Origin of the sequence: Cerasicoccus frondis, from assembly GCA_031296915.1 — a bacterium.
In the GTDB taxonomy this organism is placed as follows: Bacteria; Verrucomicrobiota; Verrucomicrobiia; order Opitutales; family Cerasicoccaceae; genus Cerasicoccus; species Cerasicoccus frondis.
Genome location: JAVDPC010000031.1, coordinates 54,728 through 78,289, shown reverse-complemented (window position 1 = coordinate 78,289; position 23,562 = coordinate 54,728). Strand labels below are relative to the sequence as shown.

Sequence of the window (23,562 nt, the reverse complement as noted above, 5' to 3'; positions counted from 1 at the left end):
CTTGGTATTGCCTCTCCGTCAACCCGCTGGATGAAACAAGCCCGGTAGGGACACCGGGCTCCACCTTTTGAAATAGCCTTTTGCATTTTCGAACACACCCTAGCGTCCTAGAGCTTCGATTAGGAAACGTCCAATGCTGCGCCGGGTCATGGTGGGGTGGAAAGGCTTCAGCGTGACCTTGGGTAGGCTGGAGCTGAGCCATGCAGGCGCCTGGATATTGGCTTCCGGGTGAATCAGCAGAAGCTGGCAAGTGGCAGGTGGCGCGGGGTTCTGGGCCATCGGGTGAACCGTCACTCCGAGGCTTTGCATGTTTTGGATCACGGCGCTTGCCCAGGCGGAGTCATCGAGGGCGACACCGACTTGGAGGCGCTGCAGGCGTTGAAACTGGCGATGTTCAGACGGCTCAGAAACGGAGTCCGTGGCGATGGGCAGCTCCAGGGTGAACTGGGCGCCTTGTTCCGCATTGCCTGCATGGAGGGCGCCGCCCATGGCGAGCGTTAAACGGTGGGCGATGGTCAGGCCAAGGCCAGAGCCTTCTTTTTGCGCCACGGCTTTGGCGCGGGCGAATGGTTCGAAAATTTCGGCCAGAAACTCCTCTGGAATGCCGGGCCCTGTATCTTCGATGATGAGGCGGACCCACCCCGGTTTGTTTTGATGGATACGGATGGCGACGTGGCCGTGATCCGTAAATTTCACGGCATTGGCGACAAGGTTTGTCAGGATCTGGCGCAGTTTTTCGGGGTCGCCCTCTACATCGCCGGCCCAAGAGGACTCATAGGTGCAGAAAATATCAATTTGCTTCTCACGAGCGATTGGGCTGAGGAGTTCCACGAGGTTGTCCACAATGTCGTCGAGGTTGAAGTGGATTTCGTCCAGGATGATGCGGCCCGATTCAATTCGGTCGATGTGGAGCAGCTCATCGACCAATGACAACAGCGTCATGCCAGCCTGATGGATGGCGGCGAGTTGGCTGCGTCGTTCGATGTCTTCCTCGCCCTCGCGCATGAGTTCGGAAAAACCGAGTATGCAGTTGAGCGGCGTGCGCAGGTCATGGCTTACCTGGGAGACGAATTGTCGCTTGGCGTTGTTGGCTTTGTCGGCCTGTTCTTTGGCCTCCACCAGCCTGACGCCGGTTCGCTGGTGTTCGGTTATTTCATGGCGCAGGCGCAGGTTGAGCTTCGATACCGGCAAGAGGATTCCTACGGCGACCAAGGTGGAAGCTATCAGTGCGCCCAGTGTCCAGTAGACCCATTCCAGATTATAGGCGTCATCGGGCGAATAGAGAAAATCTTCGAGAGCGACTGGGTGCTTGAGCATGCCGAGCTCGATGAACGTGTCGTGGATGTGTTTCCAGCGCCCTTCATACATGTAGCCGATGGGGATGAGCTCGTCGTGCATCAGCCCGTCCATGATGTCGGCTTCAAATTGCAGGGCTTCGCGGCTGCTTTGGGTGGGCCATTCTTTCAGAATGAGGTCGATGACCTCTTCCGGATGATCCATGGCGTATTCCCACCCACGCATGCTGGCTTCGTAAAAGTCGTCCACCAGATCGGGGTGGTCTTCCAGGAAATCCTGCGTCGTGAAGAGGCAGTCGCCGTAGAAATCGATGCCGCTGGAGCGTGGGTTAAACACGCTGTAGGGGACACCGGCTGCCTTGAGCATGAATGGCTCGGTGGTGGCGTAGGCGGACATGGCCTTCACCCGCCCGTCGATCAAGTCTTGCGGGGAGGAGGTGTGAGGCAGGATACTGAGGGAGTCGACCGGCACTTGCTCCCGTTTCAGGTACGCATACAACTCACTGGCCTGGGGCTCGATCATGACGTTTTGCCCGGCGAGGTCGGTGATGCTGCCGACGCCCGATGCTTCCGTCGCCAGGAAGCAGTAGGGCGAGTGTTGAAAAATGACGCCCAGCACGACGATTGGTTCTCCCTCGGCATAAGCCAGCATCAGCTCAGGTGTGCCCACGCCAAAGTCTGCCTGGTCTTTGAGCACGATTTCTTCGGGATCAACCTCTGGACCGCCTTTGAGGATTTCCACCTCCAATCCTGCATCGCGGTAATAACCTTTTTCAAGGGCGGCGTAAAAACCGGCGAACTGAAACTGATGCTCCCACTTGAGTTGGAGGGTGACTTTGGTAAAGTCGTTCGGGTGGTCATTGCTGTCCGCCGCCACCTGAGCCGCGCAAAGCAGGGCGCAGCAGGCCAAGGCGATTCGCCATGCAGGTTTTCGGTGTCTGTCGTATCGGATAGCTGCCACTAGTTAGCACTCAAGTTGAATATCAGGAAATGATGTATTGGCCGAAGCGCAATAATCGAATGAGGTAGGGAACGTCAGATGTCTGGGCATATCTGTTTATTCCCTGATGGGTTATTTCGATATGGCCTGCTTACAGCCTTTGGCGTGCCTGCGGAGTGAGACGGTCGGAGTTTCGGAATGATTTACTGAAACGTAGCGTTTCGCAGAGTTTGAAACTGTGTTTGTAACGCGGTTGTAATATGCCGAAGGTTAGAGGCATTTTTCATCGAGCAAAAACGGACGAACACAGTTTTAGAGCGATAATTAGTCTTGATTCGGGGGGCATGTCGCCGTTTTTTGGTCAGATCAACTTTAGAACCTACTAACTTACCAACCCCCATAGCACTGTGGAAATCAACCAGGAAAAACAAGACAGCATCAACATTGTCAGCTTGAAGGGCCGACTCGACGCCGGCACTTCCGGCCAGCTTGAGGAAACGCTCAACGCCTTGGTCGAATCCAGTGAGCAAAAAGTGCTCGTGGATTGCCGTGAGTTGGACTACATCAGCAGCGCCGGTCTGCGCGTATTACTCGCTGCCGCCAAGCAATTTAAGAAGCTGAATGGCTCGATTGCGCTGTCCACGCTGAACCCTAACGTTAAGCAGGTTTTCGAAATCTCCGGCTTCACTTCGATCTTCCCGATCTACGGAACCCGCGAAGAAGCAGTCGACGCCCTCGCTTAAGTCAACTTTAGACCAATCTCTGGCCCCGCTTGATCAAGAAGCGGGGCTTTTTTATGGCGTGGTGTTGCGCTCCAGCCGTTGCCGGGCGGTTTCCAGCGCTTGGTAGAACTCCTCGTTCACCATGGGCTTGTTCATGTATTCATCGGCGCCGGCCTTCATGGCGTCCTGGCGTGTGGCGCCCACCGCGTCTGCCGTGATGATGACAATGTAGGCCGGGGCGATGCCCTTGCGCTCGGCCGCGCTTTCGCGCTTGCGGATTTTCGCCACGGCGGTGAGCCCGTCGAGATCTGGCATGTGCACATCAGCCACGACGACATCGAATTCTCCCGGCATGTAGGCGCGCAGCAGCTCTTCGCCTGATTCGACAATCTGGCAGGAATGGCCCCGACGATAGAGCAGTGCGGAGAGAAGTTTCTGGCTGACTGGGCTGTCTTCGGCGACGAGCACGCGCAGCGCGCGACCACCAGTCAGGACGGGCGTTTCGATGATCTTTTCCTTGGCGGGAGAGGCCGCCCGCACGGGGATCGTGATGAAAAACGTCGAGCCATCGCCGATTTTGCTGCGGACCCCGATCTCCCCGCCCAGCATCTCCGTCAAGCGCTTGGAAATGGCGAGCCCGAGGCCGGCGCCGCCGAAGCGCTTGGTCGCGCTGGCGTCTACTTGGGTGAAGGAATTGAAGATCCTGGCCTGGTTGCTCTCAGCGATGCCGATGCCGGTGTCGCGCACCTCGATATTCAGCGAATATTCGCAAAGCAGTTCCTTGGAGCTGACGGGGATCGCGTCCACACGTATTTCGACTGTGCCCTCGTCGGTGAATTTAATGGCGTTGCCAGCGAGGTTAAACAATATTTGGCGCAGACGGCTGGCGTCTGTGACTACGGTGTGGGGCGTCCGCTCGGATACATGGATCTTCAGTGCGAGCTCTTTGCGCGCAATTTCATGCTGGAAGATCGACTCAGTCTCGTGCAGTAGGGACTTGAGGTCGAAGGGGGAGAAGTTCAGTTCGATATGGCCCGCCTCGATTTTGGAAAAGTCGAGCAAGTCGTTGAGCAGGGTCAGCAGGTTATTGGCGCTGGAGTGAATGATGTCCGCCAGCTCGGTCTGCTCCTCGTCCAGGTTGGTTTCCTTTAAGAGGGAGGCAAAGCCCATAATGCCGTTCATCGGCGTGCGGATTTCGTGGCTCATGGACGCCAGAAACTCGGATTTTGCGCTGCTGGAGGTTTCCGCCTGCTCCTTGGCGCTGCGGAGGTTCTGGGACTCCAGCCGCTGGGCAATCACGAGGCGCTGCTGTAAACGCCTTTCGCGTATTTGCGCTTTGCGGAGCTGCTCCTGCTCTTCATTGAGCTGCTTGACCTTCGTTTCCAGTTCGCGCCTGGCTTGCTCAAGCTCGCTCTCGCGGGCTTCGATGTGGACGAGCATGTGGTTAAAGGCGTCGGTGAGCTGCCCCAGCTCATCGTCGGAGTTTTTAATGGCGCGCAGGGAGAAGTTGTTGGAGCGGGTAATACGGCCTGCGGTTTCCGCCAACTGGCGCACGGGGATCAGGATAAAGTCAAGTAAGCGGGCTGAGAGACGGTGCGCGACGAGCAGGCAGGCGAAGAGGATGGAAAAGCTGGCGAGCAGGCTCATGCCGACTGATCGCCAGACGGGGGCCAGGTTGGAGGCCAGGGCGAGCGTGCCGTAGTAGTGGTTGCGGTGGATAATGCGGTGGTAGTAGATGGCCTCGCCATCTTGAATGGTCATGCGGTCGACCTCTTGCGACTGGATGGTTTGCGGCGCGCGGCTGGCGCTGGCCTCGCCGTAGATGATTTCGCCATTGGCGCGCTGAAAGGCGATCCAGTTCAGCTGCTCTTGCTGCAGCGGCAGGCTGAGTGCGGTTTTGACTTCGTAGGGGTCAGCTCGTTCCGCCGCCAGGGCGATCTGGTGACCGATCAGCTTGGAGTTGCTGCTCAGTTCCTGCTCCAAGGCGCGGAGGCTGTCGAAGGTCTGGTAAATGACGATGCCGATGCCGGAAAGCATCAGCAGGACAAGACCCGTTAGCCCAATAATCAGGGTGATCTTATCCCGGAGCGAGCGAGATTGCAGCTGCAGTTTTAAGTCCAAAACAGTAGTAGTTATCTGGGGAATGTTCTAGGGCCCCGTCGATTGATAACGTTCGCAGTGTATTTGAGCCATTGATTAGCGTCAAAGGAATAAAGCGCGGCCCTAGGCAGTCTGGAAATTCAGGGGAGTGGTTAAATGCGCAGACGACTTCTAGAGCAGGGCGTCACGGAGTTCGGCTTCGAGCGCGGCTTCATCTGGGCTTTCCACTCCGTCGCTCAGGAATAGCTGATGGCTGAGCTGGAAGGCCTTTTCGCGGGTGGCGGAGTCGCCCAACCCCGCAGACACGCGCTCCAGAAAGCTCTTGCGGGCGGCGTCATTGCCCAAGATGTCGCGCACCCGCGTCACGGAAAGGTCGTAATAATGGTCGATGCTGTCCACGGCTTGCCAATCCATGGATTCCAGGCGGCGCTGGATGAGCTGGTCTTCGGCGAGCGAGACCGTGCGGTCCGAATACATGCAGTAAACCAACAGGTCGACGATGGCTTCGCGTTGACTTTGAATGAGGCCGTCGGAGGAGCTGCCCCCGGCTTTGAATAGATTTTTCAGGAAACCAAGCATGGCGGTGATACCCGGTGATGGAATGGCTAAGTGTTTGTTGTGGTGAGGATGTTGGGTGAGTTGGCGTTGTCAATCACAGCGGTGGCGTAGGCGAAAGTTCCGCCTGTTGGCGGCTTGCGTTTCGTGCATGAGAACGGTCCGTCTTGTATGCGATATAGGCTAACAACTCCAGTGTTAAATCTCCCAGAGTCTGGCATTTTTACTCCTGAGGCTTGCTTCCTGTGGCACGGCGTCACAGAATCCCACCGTCATGAAATCGCATCAAGTGGTGAAAGCATGCTTTGCCGACCAGAGCCCAAAACAAATCGCGGAGGAAATTGGCGTTTCCGTCTCTCTCCTCTATAAATGGTCGCAGCCGGTGGGGGAGGACCAGAGCGGCACGACGAACCCCCTTGATCGCGCGGTGCAGCTCAACTCTGTAGCGCCGGATAACGAGGTGCTGCATTGGCTGTGCCAACAGGCCGATGGCGTGTTTATTCGCGATCCGGAAAGCGCGGCGCGGGCTTATCGCTACATGCCGGCGACCAACGAAATCGTCCGCCAGTTCGCCGCCCTGTTGTCCGAGATTACCCAGGCTGCGCTGGATAACAAGATCACCGATCAGGAGGCTACCGCGATACGCCAGTTGTGGGACCGGCTGAAGGCTTACACTGAAGGGTTTGTAACGGCTTGCGAGGAAGGCAACTTTGCGCAGATCCGCGCCATTCAGCCACCGGAACCGCCGCCGAGCGGGATTTAATGATGACCGCGTTCTAGCGGTTCCAGGGCATTCTGGTTAAGGCGATGGCCAGGCCGCAACTGCCGGAAACGCCGGCGACTGTGAGCCCCACGCCGAAGACGCCCGGAATCAGGAGGAACCACGGGCTGATGAAGGCGCCCAGCAGCGAGCCAACGATGACGTTGAGTCCGGCGATGATTTTGACCTGCCGATCCAGGTTCATGCCTCCGCTGGAGGCGGCGCTGACGCCAGCCTCGCCCGGCCAACGATTCATGCCGCCTTCGAGCTCCACTACGTTGTCCAGCCCCGTTGATTTCCAGATCGCAAATGCGCGCTTGGAGCGCACGCCGGACTGGCAGATCAGGCAAACGCGACGCCCGTTGGCGGCATGGTGGAGCTGCTTCACCTCTGTTTCGGTGAACCGGTCGATGGGGTAATTGGACGCTCCGGGGATGTGCCCACTGCGGTATTCGCCCGGGCTGCGAACGTCGATTAAGAACCAGTTATCCGGGTTGTGTCGCAGTGCGTCAGACAATTCCTGGGGAGAGATCGTTGTCTTCATTAGAGTGATTGCGTATCGTCGCCAGCATGCGGAATCAAGTGCATAAACCCATGTAAAAGAGCACTTTAAATGTAGGGTTTTTGACTAAGGATAGTTAATGAAGGTCGGATTCATCATGCGCGGAAACGTGCCAATATGCCCTTAGTCGCATAGGGGTAATGGCTTATGGAATTTGTCACCGCCCGCCGACACCAATCGGGGGAGGGGGCTACTTGATTTGACCCGTGCCGAAAACCAGATATTTGTAAGTGCAAAGCTCACGCAAGCCCATGGGGCCGCGGGCGTGCAGGCGGTCCGTCGAAATGCCAATTTCCGCGCCCAGGCCAAATTCATAGCCATCGGTGAAGCGGGTGCTCGCATTCCAGTAAACCGTGGCGGAGTCGACGCCCTGCAGGAACTTTTTCGCCGTTGCTTCGTTGGTGGTGACGATGCCATCGGAGTGCGCGCTGCCGTATCGATTGATGCAGGCAACGGCCTCGGCAACGTCGTCAACGAGCTTGATCGCGATTTTGTAGTCGAGGTATTCCTCGTAAAAATCGTCCTCCGTGGCGTACTCAAACTCAATGCCGGGCGCGCCGTGGGCGATGCCGCCAGCGTTGATCTTTTCCAGCATCCGGCCGGAGTCCTGGTCGACCCGCAGCACGACGCCCTTGTTTTCCAGGGCGTGGGTGAGGCGGGGGAGGAGGTCCGGCGCGGCCTCACGGTGGATGAAGAGGTTTTCGATCGCGTTGCAGACGCTGACGCGCTGGGTCTTGGCGTTGATCACGATGGACTCAGCCAGGTCGGCGTCGGCGTCAATGTCCACGTAGATCGAGCACACGCCAGTGTAATGCTTGATGACGGGGATGCGGCTGTTTTCCGCGACGAAGCGGATGAGGCTTTCGCCGCCGCGGGGGATGATGCAGTGCACGTATTGGTCGAGCTTGAGCAGCTCGGTCAGCGCCCAGCGGTCCACGGTGGGGATCAGTTGGACGGCGTGCGGGTTGATGCCCGCCTCGGCCAGCGCTTCGGCCAATATTTTGGCCAGGGCCATGTTGGTGTGGAAGGCTTCCTTGCCGCCGCGGAGGATGGCCGCGTTGCCGCTTTTCAAGCAGAGCACCGCGCAGTCAATCGTCACGTTGGGACGTGATTCGAAAATGATGCCCACCACGCCGATGGGGACGCGCACTTTGCGGATGTCGAGGCCGTTGGGGCGCTCGATCTGCTCCAGCTCCTCGCCGACGGGGTCGGGGAGGGCGGCGACTTCCTTCACGCCATCGGCCATTTTCTGGATGCGCTCGGGGGTAAAGGTCAACCGCTCGACCATGGGCTTGGCGAGTTCCAAGGCTTCGGCGGCGGCGAGGTCCTTCTTATTCGCTGCGAGCAATTCGTCCGTCGCAGCGACAATGCGCTCAGCCAGGATGCCCAGCGCCTGGTTTTTGACGCTGGCGTCCAGTACGGCCAGCTCGAGCGAGGCCGCCCGGGCCTGCTTGGCAATGCCGGTGATGAGCTGCTTAAGGTCTTGGGTTTCTTCGGACATGGTTAGGAATGGAATAGAATTTAGCATTTTAGGGAAGCTGTTTTTTTGTGGGGGAGGGGGGGGAGTGTGAAGTGTGGATTTTCTGGGAAGGGGGGGGGAGGTGGTGGTTAATTGCGTATATATAAGAGAGAGAGAGTGTGTGTGGGGGGGGGGCAGATTTCCTCAAATGGACCAGTGTTTGTGTTTTGTTGCATTGGCGTGGGTTGGAGCCCCGCCTTCAGGCGGCCATGCCAGTACGGTGAGGCAGCATGGCCGGCTAAAGCCGGGACTCCAACCTTGAGCGAGCGCGCAACTTGATTGAATTAACTTGGCGCCAGACCTGGCTCCGAATGGGCGGCACGGCAAAGCTCGGCGGCCAATGGTGAGTTGGCGCTGTGGCTTATGGCGCGGCGGGCGCGGCGGAATGGAGGGTGGGACGCCTGGCAAGTGACATGGATGGGTCGCCACTGGCGTGCGCCCGCAGACGCAATGGTTCGCGGGGGCTGGTTTAAAGCCTGGGAGCGTCGCGGGCGATTGGGCGTGGCGCTGACGGCGTCAGGCAGCCCAAATGGCGTTGCTCGCGAATGGGCTCCGTGGGAAGCTCCAGTGGCTTGGACATCGCCAAGCAAGGCGTGGTGAGGGGCGCAGTGGGCCCCGTCGACTAAATCGGATGGCGTGGTTTCATGGGAGAAATGGCGTTGGTGGATTTTAAGGTGATGGAAGATTTGTATACTAAACAAAAAAGTGAACATGGCAAGCGTTTTTATGGTTTTTTGTGCAGTTTTTTGAGCTGGGGGACGCTGGCGTCTTTGCGGCCCGCATCGTGGTTCTGGGGCGTACACGGTGGGGACGGTTGCCCTAACTGTTCCATTGAAACACCATGTGTGGCGGAGGGTTGAGGAGAACCGTTCCTACGTGCCACTTTTAGGCCCAGACTCTGAGCGAAAACTCTATAAAGAAAAGCAATCCTATCACAGTCCAAGCGGATGCTGGCCAAGAAATCCTTTTCATGCTCCAGATTAAGAGCCCGTATGACAGAAAGCCTGCAAGGAAGAATGGAAGTGTGCGTAAATAGAGCTCTTGGTAATCCGGTGAAGAAACTTGGCTGAGGGCAGCGCCAATGAAAAGTCCGACAATCAGAACTGTGGATAGCGTTCCGACGTAGAACTGGCTCAGTAGTTCCTTTCGATTCATTGGTCGAGCTATTGAGCCAGAAAGTCCAACTTGCAAGGGCCAACGGAGACTCATTTTGCATCTTGGGCTGCCCCAACGGGGCTACGCAAGATGTCGTTTTGCGCAATCCCGTTGGGATAGGGCAATGCAACCAGCGTGGCCCCAGGGTAGGCATTCTGCCGCATCTGCGGCCTCATGCCAACCCTGGGCTATTGATGCGTAGCCCCGTTGGGGCAAAATTGACTGAAAACACTCCCTAAGGAGTGTTCGAAAATGCAAAAAAGCTATTTCAACAGGTGGAGTCCGGTGTCTCTACCGGGCTTGTTTCATCCAGCGGGTTGACGGAGAGGCAATACCAAGCCCGGTAGGGACACCGGGCTCCACCTTTTCGAACACCTAACTAGGCCTTATGGTGGTCCCAGGGGAAGGTCCAGGCGTAGTCGCGCTCGTGGCGCCACATGATGAATTCATCAAACATTTTGCCGGGGTTGAGGATGCCGTTGGGGTCGAGGGCGTCCTTGATGCGCTTCATGGCGGCGATCTCGGCCTTGGTGTGTTGCAGGTGCAGGAATGGGGATTTGGCCAGGCCTACGCCGTGCTCGCCGGTGATGGCGCCGCCGAGTTCGACGACTTTTTCCATGAGCAACTGCAGGCCGCGCTCGGCGTGGGCGCACTGGTCGGGGTCGCCATGATCATACATCAGGTGGACGTGGAAATTGCCATCGGCCACGTGACCAAAGGTCGGCGTCGCCAGGCCGGTTAACTTCTTGAGCTCCAAGGTGTAGCGAATGAGTGGTTCGTAGGATTGCAGCGGCACCACGATGTCCTCGTTGAGCTTGGTGTCGCCCATTTGGAACATTGCCTGCGAGCAGGTGCGGCGGGCTTCCCAGAGCGTTTCCGCCTGCGCGGGGTCACTGGTTTGGCGGCTGGCGAGGGCGCGCTCTTTAAAGAGCGCTTGCACGATCTGCCTGGATTCGCGCACGGCGGCGGGGTGGCCGTCGAGCTCCAGCAGGAGGAGCGAGCAGGTTTTGATTTTCGGGAAAAACGGTCCGCCGCGCCGCCGTTGCGCGCAGTCCACGCTCTGGCGGTCGAGGAATTCGAGGATGCTGGGCACGACGCGGAGCCCGAGCAGTTTTTTCACGGCCCGGAGCGCCTGGCTTTCATTTTGAAAGGCGGCCAAACAGGTCCAGCGACTTGCGGGTTTGGGGATGAGCTTGAGCGTGGCGCCGGTGATGACGCCGAGCATACCTTCGGAGCCGATCCAGAGGTCGCGCAGGTTGAAGCCAGAGGCAAATTTCTTCAGCGGGGCGCCCCAGCGAACGGGTTCTCCGGTTGGTAAAAAGCCTTCCAGCGCAAAGACATAGTCGCGCGTGACGCCGTATTTGGCGCCGCGCAGACCGCCCGCGTTGGTGGCGAGGTTGCCGCCGATGGTGCAGTATTTGAGCGAGGAGGGGTCGGGTGGGTAAAACCAGCCCTTGCGCTCGGCGGCGTCATTGATGTCTTTGGTGACGGCGCCGGCGCCGACATGGGCCATGCCAGCGGTGGCGTCGATTTGGATCTGATTCCAGCCAGTCAGGTCGAGCACCCAGCCGCCGTGGATGGGGGAGGCGGCGCCGGTGGTGGCCGAGCCCGCGCCACGCGGCGTCACGGGCACGCGCAGTTCGTTGGCCAGGAGCAGCATTTTCTGCAATTGGTCGTCGGACTGCGGGCGGACGACGGCGTCCGGGCGAAAGGGCAGGCGCGCGCTGTCGAGCGAGCAGCGGGCGAGATCGCCTTCGGCGGTGCTGACGGCGTCGCCGAGGCGTCGGCGGAGTCGGGCGAGTTGGGCTTTTTTCGTCACGGCATCAAACAAAGGGGAAAACCGCGCCTTGGCAAACCGCGACTGCGAGGGGATTTCACCGAAATGGGGTTGGGGCGGTTTTTGCATGGATCAGTGCGCTGGAGTCGATGATGGGGGTGGCAGCATGGTCGCCTGAAGGCGGGACTCCAACCCACGCAATCGGTGAAGGCCTGCATCATGTAAAAAATCTTCGCTGACGCTAGATTGGCGAATTTCCGCAGTTGACGCTGGCGCGTCCCCTATAATGATATTTCCTGATGGACGACTACACGCCCAAACCATCCCGCCGAGATCCCGAAGCCCGCGCCAAGAAAATGGCTGAGCAGGAGCGCTTTGACCGCGCCCAGCAGCGCAACGGGGCCATTGGTTCGTTATTTAAGTTTCTGGTGGTGCTTGCCCTGTTGGGGGGCGGCGGCTACTTCGCCTACCAGTATTATCAGGGGCAGGCGGCTGAGTCGGAGGAAGCTGTTGACTCGTCTACGGCAAAAATCGTTGAGAAAATCGAGTCAGTGTTGCCCTCGTCCGACAAGGACAAGCAGTTGACGGTGTCGCAAAAGATTTTGGTGCCCGGCTCGCTGGTCGACAAGGAGAAGGGCAAAACCCAGAAGAGCAAGGATTACACAGATTGGGTTGAGCCGACTTATTACCTGGTCTGCACAGGCAACACGACCAACAAGGTTTTCTATTTTCGGATCAACGAGTCGGATTATGAAAAGGCGTTTGTCGGGGCCCAGGTTCAGTCGGACTACGCATCGAGCTGGTCAACGGTCAGCAGCCGTGACTTTGCGCAGGCAACCGGCCAGTCGCCAGTTCGTTAGGCAAGCGTTGCTAATGAGCATCTGCAGCGCTGGCGCCAAATCGCCAATTTTGGCAAAATATCCGTTTTCGTGACCGTGAGTCATTGACATGCCCAGATACCGCGTAAGGGTAGTGTCGAGCAAGTATATCGATGGGTAAACTGAAATTAATTCCTAAAGAGCGTCAACCAGATGCGGGCAAAGCGGCCGCCGAGCACATCACCGGGCGGCGGATGCGGGATATCCATGCCCGCCGGAAAGCCTCTAACCGGTTTAAGCATGCCCTGATGGGCGTCTGGGGCAAGTTCATGTCACTGTTGGGCTTCCTCCTGTTTGCGGGGCTTGCTTATGGCATTTATCATGTGGCCACGAACTGGGACACTGTTTCCCTGGATAGCTTTATTCCGGTGGGCAGCTACAGCGTGCAGCGCAAGGAGATTGTGCCTGGCTATGTCGTGACGAAGGAAATGCGCATCGGTCATCCTCAACGGGAATTCAGCGATTGGGTTGACCCACGCTTCCTGTTCACCTGCAAGAGTGATGTGATCAACCAAATCGTCTTTTTCGAGGTGCCGGAGTCGGAATACCGTACTTATGGCATTGGCAACAAGGTGGACAAGGGCGATACGTCGCACTGGAAGCGCATGAGCAAGGAAGGCTACGAAGCGGCCTTCAAGAAACCCGTTGCTGAAGAAGCGGCTCCCCAGAAGCAAGGCATCACGATTGAACTGCCAGTGCTGAACCTGCCCGAGTAAGACACGCCTGATGGCGAATGCTACCCGCGGCGGACCTCGTAGACCGCGTATCCGGCGAACCAGCCGGGCAGGAAATTGCAGGGGCTGCGCCAGTCGGAGGCCAGGAATTTGCGGCGGTGGATGCTGGCCTTTTCGGCTTGGCAAAACTCCTCAAAGCTCGCCACGGAAACGGGGTTCATTTTGCGACTTTCCCACCAGGCTTCCGGGTAGACTTCGTTGCGCACGCGGGAGCCGCTGCGGAGCATGTGCCAGCGGTTGAGCCAGTAACCGTGGTTGACGAAGCCGACGGCCAGGCTTTTGCCCACGCGGAGCGCCTGCTCCAGAATTTCGCGGGAGTTGTCCAGCTCCTGGAGGGTCCGTGAGCAGACCACCCAGTCAAAAGAGTTGTCGTCGTAGCAGGGGAGGAGTTCGGAGAGATCGCCCTGGTAGGCGGGCACGCCGCGCTTCACGCAGGAGGTGATTTTGGCCAGGTCGTTGTCGATGCCCACGGCGTAGCAGTTTTTGCGGTTCATCAGCTCCTCCAGCAAAATGCCGCGCCCGCAGCCCAGGTCGAGCACGCGCGCGCCGTCGGCAATCCACTCCAGAAGGATTTGCAGATCCATTTCGCGTTTGACGGCGTGTCTTCCCATAAACGCGCCAGCTTGACGCATTGATGGGGAATTTAAAATGCAAAATTACAAAACGTGCTCCCCGGTTCATTTTGCAAAAACCACGCAGGCTGACGGCGTAAAAAACTTGCCCCCAAGCCCCGGTCCGGCTTACGTGACGGCATGGACAAGCTCGACGAAATCTTTCAGCAGCAAGAAGCGCTCAACAAGCGCATTGGGGTCGATACCAGCAGCCTGACCCAGGAGGAAAAAATTAAGTGGGTGCTCAATTACACACGCGCGATGCAGCAGGAAACCGCCGAGCTGATCGATTCTGTGCCGTGGAAATGGTGGGCGAAGTATCAGGAGTTTGATGAGCAAAACGCCCGCGTGGAAGTCGTCGACCTGTTTCACTTCCTGATCTCCACCGCTCAAGTGCTCGGCATGTCCGCTGAAGATGTTTACGAGGCCTACACCAAGAAAAACAAGGTGAACCACGCCCGTCAGGACAGTGGTTACGTGGTCAAAGACGAAGCAGACTCCAAGCACATCTAGCGCTGCCGCCTCCGCCCGCCCAACTACCCGATGTATCACTTTAAACTCGCCCGACACCAGGACCCGCGCGAAGCGGGGAAGTGCCTGTTGCGCGAGTTGCGCAGTTGGGCGGACGACTGTATTCGCCGCTACGAGAATGAGCCCCCGCTGGATACGCCGGATCAGGCCGTTTACGCCACTGGCTGGCTCCCGCTGCTTTACTTCGAGCCTGCGCACCACGGCGCCCGTTTCCTGCACAAATTGCGCGATCTGACGGCCCGGCATTTCCAGAGCTCCGAAGCCTGGCGGCACGGCTATTGGCGCATTGCCGACGTTACGCGCGGCATGCAACATTTTGAAATTTTTCTGGCCCAACTGGCCCGCTTTGACGACGACGTGGTGACCATCGGGCAGCTGCTCGACGCCGCAGAGCATCTGGGCAACTGGAGCGAGGACGTCGACCCGTGGTACGATGCCGAAAAGCGCATTTTCCCGAGCCACACGTTTGGCGCCGAGGGCTTTAATAAAGACAGCTCGCCGGAATTCAATACGCCGGAGCATTTCCACTGCATCAGCCTGGCGCTGGCTGCTTACCGGATCAACCGGTCCCAGCGCTACGCGAAGTGGGCCATTGAATATGGCGGCCGCTGGGCCGACGCGATCATCGCGGGTGAGATGTTGCCAGTTGGCCTGGATGAAAACGGCGCAGTCTACGAGCCGCACATTGCCAATGACCCGCGCGAAAACCTGCATCGTGGCGAGGCTTTGTTGAGCGCGGGCGCGGTCGAAGCGCTCCTGAAGCTCTGGAATATTTCCGCTGACCTGCGCTTCCGGCAGGCGGCCGAGGCCATCATCGACGCCTTGATGCCGGAGTTGTTAGACCCGGATGCGGGTGCATTGGCTGCGGCAATCCGCTTTTACCGCCGCATTGCCAAGAGCAACCGCTACGACGCTCGCGTAATGCAGGAATTCGCCCACCTGATTCCGGCTGGCATTGAGGTGATCGACCTCGATGTGGCGCCCATTTTCGGCAGCGATGTGCTGGGCATTGGCAAGTGTTCCGACCAGCCGCACTGGAAGGAAGACGGGCAGATACGCCAGCACAACCCGATTCTCATCGGTCTGGCGGCGGAGGTCAGCAACGACCCGGCGCTCGCCACGCTGGCGCTGGATTTTGGCACGGCTTACCTGTCTCTCGCCCAACGCGCGTTCCCCGATGGCCGGGAAGACAGCGAATCGGCGCGCACGGTGTCCGCCGTGGCTCGTGGGCATGCGCGCGACAACGGCGCAGGCGTGGTCACCGAGATCCTGGTGCCGCTCATGGCCCGTTTTAAATAGGCCGTATTCGCGTGGTGGCTGCGAGGCAAACTCTTGCCCGATGGAGACATCGGGCTCCACCTTTTAATTGTCTAATCGACTTGGCTGACGCTGCCTAATCCGCGTTGCTGAAGCGGTGGTTCATCATGCGGCAGGGCTCATCTTCGGCGGCGACGCCGACGACGCGCGCGGGCACGCCAACCGCCGTGCTGTGCGGCGGGATGTCGTTGACGACGACCGAGCCGGCGCCGATCTTCGCGCATTCGCCGATCTCGATGTTGCCCAACAGTTTGGCGCCCGCGCCAATGAGCACGCCATGGCGCACTTTGGGGTGGCGGTCGCCCTTGTCCTTGCCGGTGCCACCGAGCGTCACTTCATGCAGGATGGACACGTCGTCTTCGATGACGGCGGTTTCGCCCGCGACAAAGCTCGTGGCGTGGTCGAGCAGGATGCCCGAGCCAATGCGCGCGGCGGGGTGGATGTCCACCGCGAACACTTCACTGATCAGGCTTTGTAAATAGAACGCGAGGTCTTCCCGATTGCTCAAAAGCAAGTGATGCGCGATGCGGTAGCACGTCAGCGCCTGAAAGCCCTTGAAATACAGCACCGGGTAAAGCGCATTGGGGCAGGCCGGGTCGCGCTCACTGACGGCCTGGATGTCGTTGACCACGCGCTTGATCAGCGTCGGGTCGTGGTCGAAGGACTCCATGAAGACCTCCTTCAGGTAGCCTTCCGGCGTGGCGTGGTAGGCCAGCTTGCGCGACAGGCGCACACTCAGCGCCTCCTGCAGGCTGTGGCGCAGCAGGATGACCTCGTTCATCAGGCCCGAAAGCGCAGGCTCGCGCCTGGCGATATTTTCCGCCTCTTGCCTTAATTCCTGCCATAGTTCCTCTGCCTGCATGCGATGTACTTTGCCCGAACCGCAAATCGGCGCAAGTTATTTGACGATTTTCATTCCGCCGACACCTTAATACTTTGAACAAAACCGGCCTGGTGAGGTCGTAAAACCAGAACACACGCTTCAATCGCTATGAAAACACTCCGCAATATCCTCATTGCCGCTTCCATTATGTCCGTCGCCCTGACGGCTTCCGCCAAGGTCGATGTCGGCCAGGAAGCGCCCGATTTCACGTTGCCCGGCGCTGACGGCGTCGAGCACAGCCTGGCTGATTACAAGGGTAAATGGGTTGTCCTGGAATGGACCAACTACGGTTGCCCCTTCGTGAAGAAATTTTACGACGGCTCCACCAAGATGACCGAACTCCAGAAGGAGTGGACCGGTAAAGACGTCGTGTGGTTGTCGATCTGCTCATCCGCCCCCGGCAAGCAAGGCCACATGGACCCCGCCAAGGCCCAGGAAACCAACGTGGAAAAGGGCTGGTCTGGCACCGCTTACCTCGTGGACGACACCGGTAAAGTCGGCAAGGAATACGGCGCGACCAATACGCCGCAAATGTATGTGATCAACCCGGACGGCGAAATCGTCTACATGGGCGCGATCGACAGCAAGCGCTCCGCCAACCCTGGCGATGTGGACACCGCCGACAACTACGTGGACCTCGCGCTGAGCGCATCCATGGAGGGCAAGAACATCACCACGCCCAAGAGCAAACCTTACGGTTGCAGCGTTAAGTATTAAGTGATAGTTAACTTTCGAATTTCCAGTTAGATGGGGTGGGAGCATCCCAGATAACCAGGGGGTAGATGAGAGGTCCCCGTCCGGTTTTATGCCGGGCGGGGAAATTTTTTTGCCAAGATCATCGCTGGCTGAATAATTTCGGCTTAATGCAATACCTGCGTTTCATCCGTGTTCATCCGCTGCAAAAGTTCTTCACGCATCATGCCTAGCTGGATGATTGAGCTTTTTGCCGGGGAGACGCTCACGCGGCTCTTTTGGATCATTACGCTGGCGGGGGCGCCGTTTTGGGCGCTGATGATTTTCTTGCCGGGCAAGCCATACACGCGCCACCTGTGCACGCCTTACCTGGCGCCGCCGATTTTTGCGCTGGGGCTGATTTATCTGTATTACCAACTGTGGTCCGTGGGGTTGCCGGACGCGCCAACCGGGCTCAACTACAGTGACCAGGCCGCCGTCGCCACACACCCGCTGGTGTTGCTGATCCTCTGGCTGCACGCGCAGATACTGAACCTCTTCCTGGGCGAAACGATCTTCATCGAAGCGCGCAAGCGCAAATGGCGCATTCCGGTGGAGCTCGCGCTCTGCTGGCTTTTCGGTCCGCTGGGGCTGCTCGTGTTTGCGCTGCGTTTATTGCTGGCCAAAGCCTCTGGAAAGTAGTTAATGTTACAGCATGAGTGATCGACATATTAAAGGAGTGGGCTCCATTGCTGCGCCGACGGTGTTCTTCTCGCTGTGCCTGATCCTGCTTTTGGGGCTGCTGTACATCGCGCCGATCTTTGCGGAGATGTTCGCGGACTTTGGCGTTGAGCTGCCGAGGTTAACGCAACTGCTGATCGATGTCGGAATGTTTTTAAAGTATAATTTAGCAGTAACGGCGGGATTGTTTGTGGCTATCATCGGCGGTTTTGCCGTGGCGACTTCGTCGAAGATCGAGCAGGATTATAGCGGTGTTTTCTGGGGGCTCTCAGCTGTAATGCTGATTTTGGCCGTGCTATCGGCCTGTGTGCTTTTTCTGCCTACCTTCAAGGTCAACAGTGTCGTGGGCCCGTAGCGAAGGCCTCGCTCCTCGCTTGCGCTTTGGCGAGGAATGGTTAGCGTCTCCCCCATGCCGCCACAGGTATCGGTGCTGCTGCCGGTGAGGAATGCCGAGGAAACCCTCGAGCTCGCCGTGCGTTCGATCATGGCCCAGTCGATGTTCGCCTGGGAGATGATTATTGTGGATGACCACTCGACGGACGCCACGGGGGATATTGCGCGCAAGCTGGCCAAGGCGGACCCACGCATCCGTTGCAAGATGAATCCGGGCAGGGGCATTGTCGATGCGCTTAACTTCGCCATCAAGGAGTCCGAAGGGCATTACCTGGTGCGTATGGACGCCGACGATATCGCCACCTTTCACCGGCTCGAAACGCAGATTCGTTTCCTCGAAGAAAATCCGGACATCGGCGTGGTTGGCAGCTGTGTGACCTACCTCGGCGACCGTGATCAACACGTCGGTTACGCCAACTATGTAGACTGGATTAACACGCTGCTGACGCCCACGGATATCCGCCTCTACCGTTTTGTGGAGTCGCCCTACGCGCACCCGAGCGTGTGCTTCCGGCGTTCGGTGATTGAGCAGTTTGGGGACTACAGAAACGGCGATTTCCCGGAGGACTACGAGCTGTGGTTGCGCTGGGCTGACGCCGGCGTGCAGATGGGCAAGTGCCCGGAGTTTCTTCTGCATTGGCGTGACATGCCGACTCGTCTTTCCCGCAACGATCCACGCTATCAGGTCGACGTTTTTTACCAGCTCAAGGCTTACTACCTGCATCGCTGGGTTAAGGACCATTTTGCACGTCGGGAAGTCTTCGTCTGGGGCGCTGGTCGCACCACTCGCAAGCGCCTGCAACACTTGCGCCGCCTTGGCGTCAAAGTGGCGAGCTTTGTGGATGTGGACGCAAAAAAGATCGGGCGCGAAGTCGAAGGCATCCCCGTCCGTTCACCGGATGAACTCCCCGCGCCGGGCCCGGTGGGCGTCTTGATCTACGTTGGCGCCCGAGGCGCGCGCCAGGAAATAGAAGCCGACCTGCAAGAGCGCGGCTACCGCCTCGGCGTGGACTATATACCGGCAGCGTGAACTGGATATCGTTAACCATGTAGAAGCGACTTCCAGCCGCTTTGGTTTCAGTCGGATTGGTAAAGTGACAAGATGCTGCTTCTACGTTAAACTTTGCGATGCAAAGCTTAAAAGAGGTCGCCGAGAGAATTGCCGAAGGATTGGTTGCGCTGGCGGTCGTTGCCACGGCGGGGGCCACGGTCATTGCCGCGCTGTCCGCCGAAGCCGCCGCGATTGTGACCGCCGCGTTGATGGCCCCGGTCATTGCGATCGCGTTGATCGCCGCCGCGACCGGCGTGCTTGTGCGGTTGAGCGCCGTCGCGCATGGTCTTCATCGAAAGTGAAATACGCTTACGGGCGGCGTCGACTTCGAGCACGGTCACTTGCACGTGTTGGTGGACTTTGACCACCTCTGCCGGGTCGTTGACGAAGTCATCGCTCAGCTCGCTGATGTGGACAAGGCCGTCCTGGTGCACGCCGATGTCCACGAACGCGCCGAACGCCGCAACGTTGGTCACGATGCCGGGCAGCTTAAGTCCGGGGGATAGGTCGTCCATCGTGTTGACGCCTTCGGCGAAACTGAACGCTTCAAACTTTTCGCGCGGGTCGCGGCCGGGCTTGGCGAGCTCGGACTGGATGTCCTTGAGCGTTGGCAGGCCGACCTCGTCGCTGACGTATTTCTCCAGTTGGATGCGCGTGCGGTGCTTGTCGCTGTGGACGAGATCGGAGACCGAGCAGCCGGCGTCGGCGGCCATTTTTTCCACCAGCGTGTAGCGCTCCGGGTGGACCGCGGAGCCGTCGAGCGGGTGCTCGCCATCGCGGATGCGGAGGAAGCCTGCGCATTGCTCGTAGCTCTTCGGGCCCATGCCGGAAACCTTGAGCAGCTCCTTGCGGGAGCGGAAGGGGCCGTTGGCATTGCGCGTGGCGACGATGCTTTCGGCGAGGCGGGTGTTGAGGCCGGAAACGTATTTGAGCAGCTGCTTCGAGGCGGTGTTGACCTCCACGCCGACGGCGTTCACGCAGCTGACGACGACGTCGTCGAGGCTGTCCTTGAGCTTCATTTGGTCGACGTCGTGCTGGTATTGGCCCACGCCGATGCTCTTCGGATCGAGCTTTACGAGCTCGGCCAGGGGGTCCATCAAACGGCGGCCAATGGACACCGCACCACGCACGGTGAGGTCTTGGTCGGGAAACTCTTCGCGCGCAACTTCGGACGCCGAGTAGATCGACGCGCCGCTCTCGTTGACCATCACCACGGTGATGGACTTCGGGAGACCACACTTGTTGATGAACGCTTCGGTCTCGCGGCTCGCGGTGCCGTTGCCGATCGCGATGGCTTCGATGTTAAACTGGTGGCAGGTTGCGAGGACAACGTTCTTCGCCTCCTCGTCCTTGTAGCCGCCCATGCCTGGGTAGATCACGGTGTTGTGCAGCAGTGCGCCCTGGGCGTCGAGGCAGACGACTTTGCAGCCGGTGCGGAAACCGGGGTCGACCGCCATGACGCGCTTTTGGCCGAGTGGGGAAGCAAGCAGCAGCTCGCGCAAGTTTTCGGCAAAGACCTTCGTGGCCTGCTCCTCGGCGCGTTTCTTGGAAGACAGGCGGGAGTCGGTCTCCATCGACGGCCCGAGCAGACGCTTGAAGGAGTCTTCAATGGCGAGCTCGACTTGTTTGGCGGCCTCGCCGTTGCCCGTCAGGAAGCGGCGCTTCATGAGGCCGGTTGCCTGCTCTTCGTCCACGACGATGCGGAAAAACAGGAAGCCTTCGTTCGCGCCGCGACGGATGGCCAGCATGCGGTGCGAAGGCACGGTTTTGAGCGATTCGCTGAAGTCAAAATAGTCCTGGTATTTCGCGCCTTCCTCCTCTTTGCCAAACATTACCTTGGATTCGAGGATAGCGTCGTTCTCATAAACTTTGCGCATCTCGACGCGCATCTCGGTGTCGTCGCTGAAGCGCTCGGCGAGGATGTCGCGCGCGCCCTTGAGCGCCTCTTCGGCGTCGGGCACGGATTTGTCTTCTTCCTCACTCTCGACGACGAACTTCGCAGCTTCGGCGTGGACGGCGGCACCCTGGTTTTCGAAGAGGAAATCCGCCAGCGGGGCGAGGCCCTTTTCTTGCGCGATCATGGCGCGGGTGCGGCGCTTGGGGCGGTAGGGCTGGTAAACGTCCTCCAGGCGGGCGACGGACTCGGCGGCGTCGATCTTGGCCTTGAGGTCGTCGGTCATCAGGTTGCGCTCTTCGAGGGACTTCACGATGGATGCGCGGCGGTCGTCGAGGGCCTTCATTTCGCCCAAGCGGTCGCGGATCGCGGTGATCTGCACTTCGTCCAGTTGCCCCGTGGCTTCCTTACGGTAGCGGGCGATAAAGGGCACGGTGGCGCCTTCGTCGAGCAGTTTGGCCGTCGCCGCCACTTGCATGACGGGGACGCTAATTTCCTGGGCAATGGAGATCACATGGGTTTCGTTCATAGCGCGAGAAAAAGTGGAGAACTGAAAAGATCGCGTTCGGTTTTGGCAAAGGAAATTAGCCGTAAAGAATGCTTTTTACAGATCGCTGGCAAAGGTGGGGCCCCGTCTCCAGATAAGGCGCCGTTGGAGTGGCATTTGCGCATTGCGCAAATCTATCGGTCCAGCGGGACGCTGGCTTTGCGCCGCCAACGTGTGCCTTGAACGACGGTCCACTGATACTTGCGAGCATGTTCCTTGATCAGCATGGGCATGTCCTGGGTGAGTTCGTGCTTGAAGTCCGCGCTAAGGGCGCTGCGCAGGCCGAGGAAGGAGTCGGATTTATCGGGGAGGCCGCCGAGCCAGTTTTCCCTGGGCGTGTAGTCTTCGAGCCAGCTGAAAGGCGTGGTGATGACCAACTGGCCACCGGGCTTGACGAGCTGCTTTGCGCGGTCGAGGAACTTCATCGGGTCGGGGAGGCGGCAGATCAAATTACACGCCATGAGGACATCGAATTGGCCTAGATCGGCAGGTAAGTTCATGGCGTCGCCCACGCGAAAGTCGATGCGGTGGCGGTCCACGCGGTCGGGGGCCACGGCGGTGGTGCGCAGGGTGATGTCGCCCTCGTGCGGGCGTTCGTAATCGAGCTGAGCTTTGTCCCGCAAAGTAAGCGCGGCGTTGACAAAGCTTTCCGAGAAATCGACGCCGATGACTTCCTCGCACACGCGGGCGAGCTCGAAGCTGGCGCGGCCAACCGAGCAGCCGACATCGAGTGCGCGGGCGCCGGGCGGCACATCAATGCGCGCCACGAGGTCTTCCACGCAGCGGCGGGGGAACTCCAATGCGCTTTGGGGGCCAAAGGCGTAGGGCAATACTTCGTTGGCGTCGCCATAGTGAAGCAGCAAATATTGGGCAAGCAGGGGCTCGGTCTCGTAGACACTCATACGCGCAACAGTAGGGAAATTTTTGCATCCGCCAAGAACGGAAGCGACAGTTTCTTTTGCCTTTTCGGACTGCCCGACTATAGTGGTAAAATCTACTGAAACCCGACTTAAACAACGACTGAATCTTTACTGTGTCTCAACCAAGTATTATTTGTTTTGGCGAAATTTTGTGGGACTGCCTGCCTCGTGGCTTGTTCCTGGGAGGCGCTCCGTTTAACGTAGCTTGCCATTTAGCGCAGCTTGGCGCGGATGCGCGCCTGGTGTCTACCGTCGGGCGCGATTTTCTGGCGGAAGAAGCCTTGCGCCGAGCCCAAGCGCGGGGTGTGAAGCTGGACTTTGTGCGACGCGATGACGAGCTGCCGACGGGCACGGTGATCGCCTCTCTGAGCGAGGCGGGCAACGCGAGCTATGAATTTCCCACGCCCGTGGCCTGGGATGCGCTTTGCGTGGGCCACGATGTCCTTTCCGCTGCGGCGCAGGCCAGCGCGGTGGTTTATGGAACGCTCGCCCTGCGGCTGAACCCCAACCGCGAACAGCTGGCGGCCTTGCTCAGTGTGGAGGGGCCGATGCGTTGTCTGGATGTTAATTTGCGCGAGCCTTACGATGACCTTGACCTGGCGCTCAAGCTCGCCGCTCAGTCTGACCTCGTGAAGCTGAACGAAATCGAGTTGGGCCGCCTGACGGATTCGCCCGCCGCTGAGACGGTGGAAGGCGTGGTCGAACAATGCGCGAAGCTCAAGGTGATCGCCGGCGCATCCAGAATTTGTGTGACCCGCGGCGCCGAAGGCGGCGTCTTCTGGGATGATGGTGAAGTTGTCACGGCCAAGTCGCCCCCGGTCGAAGTGAAGGACACCGTGGGCGCGGGCGATGCGTTTATGGCGGCGCTCGTCTACGGGCTGACCACGGGTAAATCGATCACGGATTCACTGAGCGCCGCCTGCGAACGCGGTGCGCAGATTGCCAGCCAGGACGGTGCGGTGTAGCGCTCTTTTGAATCTGATTGTTTTGTGTTGATCGAGACTC

21 protein-coding genes are annotated in these 23,562 nt (G+C 58.9%); 11 read left to right on the top strand and 10 right to left on the bottom strand.

Going from position 1 to position 23,562, the window contains the following annotated elements:
• Positions 1 to 99 precede the first annotated feature (99 nt).
• Positions 100 to 2,256, bottom strand: coding sequence for an ABC transporter substrate-binding protein (locus RBB63_RS19490; RefSeq protein ID WP_309386783.1), 2,157 nt, complete (start codon positions 2,254 to 2,256; stop codon positions 100 to 102).
• Between the two features lie 386 nt (positions 2,257 to 2,642).
• Between RBB63_RS19490 and RBB63_RS19485 the strand changes: the two genes are divergently transcribed.
• A complete protein-coding gene (locus RBB63_RS19485) occupies positions 2,643 to 2,978 on the top strand; it encodes an STAS domain-containing protein (RefSeq protein WP_309386782.1) in 336 nt (111 codons plus the stop codon).
• Between the two features lie 51 nt (positions 2,979 to 3,029).
• On the opposite strand, the gene RBB63_RS19480 is transcribed toward RBB63_RS19485, so the two are convergent.
• Both RBB63_RS19480 and RBB63_RS19475 read right to left on the bottom strand, forming a co-directional pair.
• A complete protein-coding gene (locus RBB63_RS19480; protein WP_309386781.1) occupies positions 3,030 to 5,078 on the bottom strand; it encodes an ATP-binding protein in 2,049 nt (682 codons plus the stop codon).
• A 150-nt stretch (positions 5,079 to 5,228) separates the two neighbouring features.
• A complete protein-coding gene (locus tag RBB63_RS19475) occupies positions 5,229 to 5,636 on the bottom strand; it encodes a hypothetical protein (RefSeq protein ID WP_309386780.1) in 408 nt (135 codons plus the stop codon).
• A 250-nt stretch (positions 5,637 to 5,886) separates the two neighbouring features.
• Here RBB63_RS19475 and RBB63_RS19470 point away from each other — a divergent pair, with 250 nt between their 5' ends.
• Positions 5,887 to 6,375 (top strand): phage regulatory CII family protein, encoded by a 489-nt coding sequence (locus tag RBB63_RS19470; protein WP_309386779.1) that lies wholly within the window; start codon positions 5,887 to 5,889, stop codon positions 6,373 to 6,375.
• A 13-nt stretch (positions 6,376 to 6,388) separates the two neighbouring features.
• Here RBB63_RS19470 and RBB63_RS19465 read toward each other — a convergent pair whose 3' ends face one another.
• The 3 genes from RBB63_RS19465 to RBB63_RS19455 all read right to left on the bottom strand — a co-directional run bounded on the left by RBB63_RS19465 (position 6,389) and on the right by RBB63_RS19455 (position 11,514).
• Complete coding sequence (locus RBB63_RS19465; protein WP_309386778.1) at positions 6,389 to 6,916, bottom strand: rhodanese-like domain-containing protein; 528 nt, start codon at positions 6,914 to 6,916, stop codon at positions 6,389 to 6,391.
• A 208-nt stretch (positions 6,917 to 7,124) separates the two neighbouring features.
• A complete protein-coding gene (locus RBB63_RS19460) occupies positions 7,125 to 8,435 on the bottom strand; it encodes a glutamate-5-semialdehyde dehydrogenase (RefSeq protein ID WP_309386777.1) in 1,311 nt (436 codons plus the stop codon).
• A gap of 1,552 nt (positions 8,436 to 9,987) precedes the next feature.
• On the bottom strand, positions 9,988 to 11,514 hold the full coding sequence (locus RBB63_RS19455) for an FAD-binding oxidoreductase (RefSeq protein WP_309386776.1): 1,527 nt from the start codon (positions 11,512 to 11,514) through the stop codon (positions 9,988 to 9,990).
• 170 nt (positions 11,515 to 11,684) lie between these two features.
• Between RBB63_RS19455 and RBB63_RS19450 the strand changes: the two genes are divergently transcribed.
• Both RBB63_RS19450 and RBB63_RS19445 read left to right on the top strand, forming a co-directional pair.
• Positions 11,685 to 12,245, top strand: a complete 561-nt coding sequence (locus RBB63_RS19450; RefSeq protein ID WP_309386775.1) for a hypothetical protein — start codon at positions 11,685 to 11,687, stop codon at positions 12,243 to 12,245.
• Positions 12,246 to 12,376: 131 nt separating this feature from the next.
• Positions 12,377 to 12,979, top strand: a complete 603-nt coding sequence (locus tag RBB63_RS19445; protein ID WP_309386774.1) for a hypothetical protein — start codon at positions 12,377 to 12,379, stop codon at positions 12,977 to 12,979.
• Between the two features lie 20 nt (positions 12,980 to 12,999).
• Here RBB63_RS19445 and RBB63_RS19440 read toward each other — a convergent pair whose 3' ends face one another.
• On the bottom strand, positions 13,000 to 13,629 hold the full coding sequence (locus RBB63_RS19440) for a methionine biosynthesis protein MetW (RefSeq protein WP_309386773.1): 630 nt from the start codon (positions 13,627 to 13,629) through the stop codon (positions 13,000 to 13,002).
• Between the two features lie 120 nt (positions 13,630 to 13,749).
• Here RBB63_RS19440 and RBB63_RS19435 point away from each other — a divergent pair, with 120 nt between their 5' ends.
• A complete protein-coding gene (locus RBB63_RS19435) occupies positions 13,750 to 14,121 on the top strand; it encodes a dUTPase (RefSeq protein ID WP_309386772.1) in 372 nt (123 codons plus the stop codon).
• 30 nt (positions 14,122 to 14,151) lie between these two features.
• The gene (locus RBB63_RS19430) at positions 14,152 to 15,438 is read left to right on the top strand and encodes a hypothetical protein (protein WP_309386771.1); all 1,287 of its coding nucleotides are present in this window, start codon (positions 14,152 to 14,154) and stop codon (positions 15,436 to 15,438) included.
• Positions 15,439 to 15,532: 94 nt separating this feature from the next.
• On the opposite strand, the gene cysE is transcribed toward RBB63_RS19430, so the two are convergent.
• Positions 15,533 to 16,318, bottom strand: coding sequence for a serine O-acetyltransferase (gene cysE / locus RBB63_RS19425; RefSeq protein ID WP_309386770.1), 786 nt, complete (start codon positions 16,316 to 16,318; stop codon positions 15,533 to 15,535).
• Between the two features lie 129 nt (positions 16,319 to 16,447).
• Here cysE and RBB63_RS19420 point away from each other — a divergent pair, with 129 nt between their 5' ends.
• From RBB63_RS19420 to RBB63_RS19405, 4 genes are all read left to right on the top strand, one after another.
• Positions 16,448 to 17,056, top strand: coding sequence for a thioredoxin family protein (locus RBB63_RS19420; protein ID WP_343219137.1), 609 nt, complete (start codon positions 16,448 to 16,450; stop codon positions 17,054 to 17,056).
• 201 nt (positions 17,057 to 17,257) lie between these two features.
• On the top strand, positions 17,258 to 17,713 hold the full coding sequence (locus RBB63_RS19415) for an abscisic acid-deficient protein Aba4 family protein (RefSeq protein ID WP_309386769.1): 456 nt from the start codon (positions 17,258 to 17,260) through the stop codon (positions 17,711 to 17,713).
• 13 nt (positions 17,714 to 17,726) lie between these two features.
• The gene (locus RBB63_RS19410) at positions 17,727 to 18,107 is read left to right on the top strand and encodes a hypothetical protein (protein ID WP_309386768.1); all 381 of its coding nucleotides are present in this window, start codon (positions 17,727 to 17,729) and stop codon (positions 18,105 to 18,107) included.
• Positions 18,108 to 18,161: 54 nt separating this feature from the next.
• Positions 18,162 to 19,175 (top strand): glycosyltransferase, encoded by a 1,014-nt coding sequence (locus RBB63_RS19405; protein WP_309386767.1) that lies wholly within the window; start codon positions 18,162 to 18,164, stop codon positions 19,173 to 19,175.
• A 107-nt stretch (positions 19,176 to 19,282) separates the two neighbouring features.
• On the opposite strand, the gene RBB63_RS19400 is transcribed toward RBB63_RS19405, so the two are convergent.
• Positions 19,283 to 21,619: a Tex family protein gene (locus RBB63_RS19400; protein WP_309386766.1), complete on the bottom strand. Its 2,337-nt coding sequence runs from the start codon at positions 21,617 to 21,619 to the stop codon at positions 19,283 to 19,285.
• 152 nt (positions 21,620 to 21,771) lie between these two features.
• On the bottom strand, positions 21,772 to 22,539 hold the full coding sequence (locus tag RBB63_RS19395; RefSeq protein ID WP_309386765.1) for a putative 4-mercaptohistidine N1-methyltransferase: 768 nt from the start codon (positions 22,537 to 22,539) through the stop codon (positions 21,772 to 21,774).
• 131 nt (positions 22,540 to 22,670) lie between these two features.
• Here RBB63_RS19395 and RBB63_RS19390 point away from each other — a divergent pair, with 131 nt between their 5' ends.
• Entirely contained in the window at positions 22,671 to 23,522 is an 852-nt protein-coding gene (locus RBB63_RS19390) for a PfkB family carbohydrate kinase (RefSeq protein WP_309386762.1), read from the top strand.
• Positions 23,523 to 23,562: the final 40 nt, after the last annotated feature.

Bases quoted from the DNA above. Each gene is read 5' to 3' on its own strand.
- RBB63_RS19405 (WP_309386767.1), top strand. From the start codon at position 18,162: ATGCCGCCACAGGTATCGGTGCTGCTGCCGGTGAGGAATGCCGAGGAA.
- RBB63_RS19445 (WP_309386774.1), top strand. From the start codon at position 12,377: ATGGGTAAACTGAAATTAATTCCTAAAGAGCGTCAACCAGATGCGGGC.
- RBB63_RS19430 (WP_309386771.1), top strand. From the start codon at position 14,152: ATGTATCACTTTAAACTCGCCCGACACCAGGACCCGCGCGAAGCGGGG.
- RBB63_RS19450 (WP_309386775.1), top strand. From the start codon at position 11,685: ATGGACGACTACACGCCCAAACCATCCCGCCGAGATCCCGAAGCCCGC.
- RBB63_RS19475 (WP_309386780.1), bottom strand. From the start codon at position 5,636: ATGCTTGGTTTCCTGAAAAATCTATTCAAAGCCGGGGGCAGCTCCTCC.
- RBB63_RS19465 (WP_309386778.1), bottom strand. From the start codon at position 6,916: ATGAAGACAACGATCTCTCCCCAGGAATTGTCTGACGCACTGCGACAC.
- RBB63_RS19395 (WP_309386765.1), bottom strand. From the start codon at position 22,539: ATGAGTGTCTACGAGACCGAGCCCCTGCTTGCCCAATATTTGCTGCTT.
- RBB63_RS19435 (WP_309386772.1), top strand. From the start codon at position 13,750: ATGGACAAGCTCGACGAAATCTTTCAGCAGCAAGAAGCGCTCAACAAG.
- RBB63_RS19400 (WP_309386766.1), bottom strand. From the start codon at position 21,619: ATGAACGAAACCCATGTGATCTCCATTGCCCAGGAAATTAGCGTCCCC.
- RBB63_RS19455 (WP_309386776.1), bottom strand. From the start codon at position 11,514: ATGCAAAAACCGCCCCAACCCCATTTCGGTGAAATCCCCTCGCAGTCG.
- RBB63_RS19440 (WP_309386773.1), bottom strand. From the start codon at position 13,629: ATGCGTCAAGCTGGCGCGTTTATGGGAAGACACGCCGTCAAACGCGAA.
- RBB63_RS19460 (WP_309386777.1), bottom strand. From the start codon at position 8,435: ATGTCCGAAGAAACCCAAGACCTTAAGCAGCTCATCACCGGCATTGCC.
- RBB63_RS19415 (WP_309386769.1), top strand. From the start codon at position 17,258: ATGCCTAGCTGGATGATTGAGCTTTTTGCCGGGGAGACGCTCACGCGG.
- RBB63_RS19420 (WP_343219137.1), top strand. From the start codon at position 16,448: ATGAAAACACTCCGCAATATCCTCATTGCCGCTTCCATTATGTCCGTC.
- RBB63_RS19470 (WP_309386779.1), top strand. From the start codon at position 5,887: ATGAAATCGCATCAAGTGGTGAAAGCATGCTTTGCCGACCAGAGCCCA.
- cysE (WP_309386770.1), bottom strand. From the start codon at position 16,318: ATGCAGGCAGAGGAACTATGGCAGGAATTAAGGCAAGAGGCGGAAAAT.
- RBB63_RS19410 (WP_309386768.1), top strand. From the start codon at position 17,727: ATGAGTGATCGACATATTAAAGGAGTGGGCTCCATTGCTGCGCCGACG.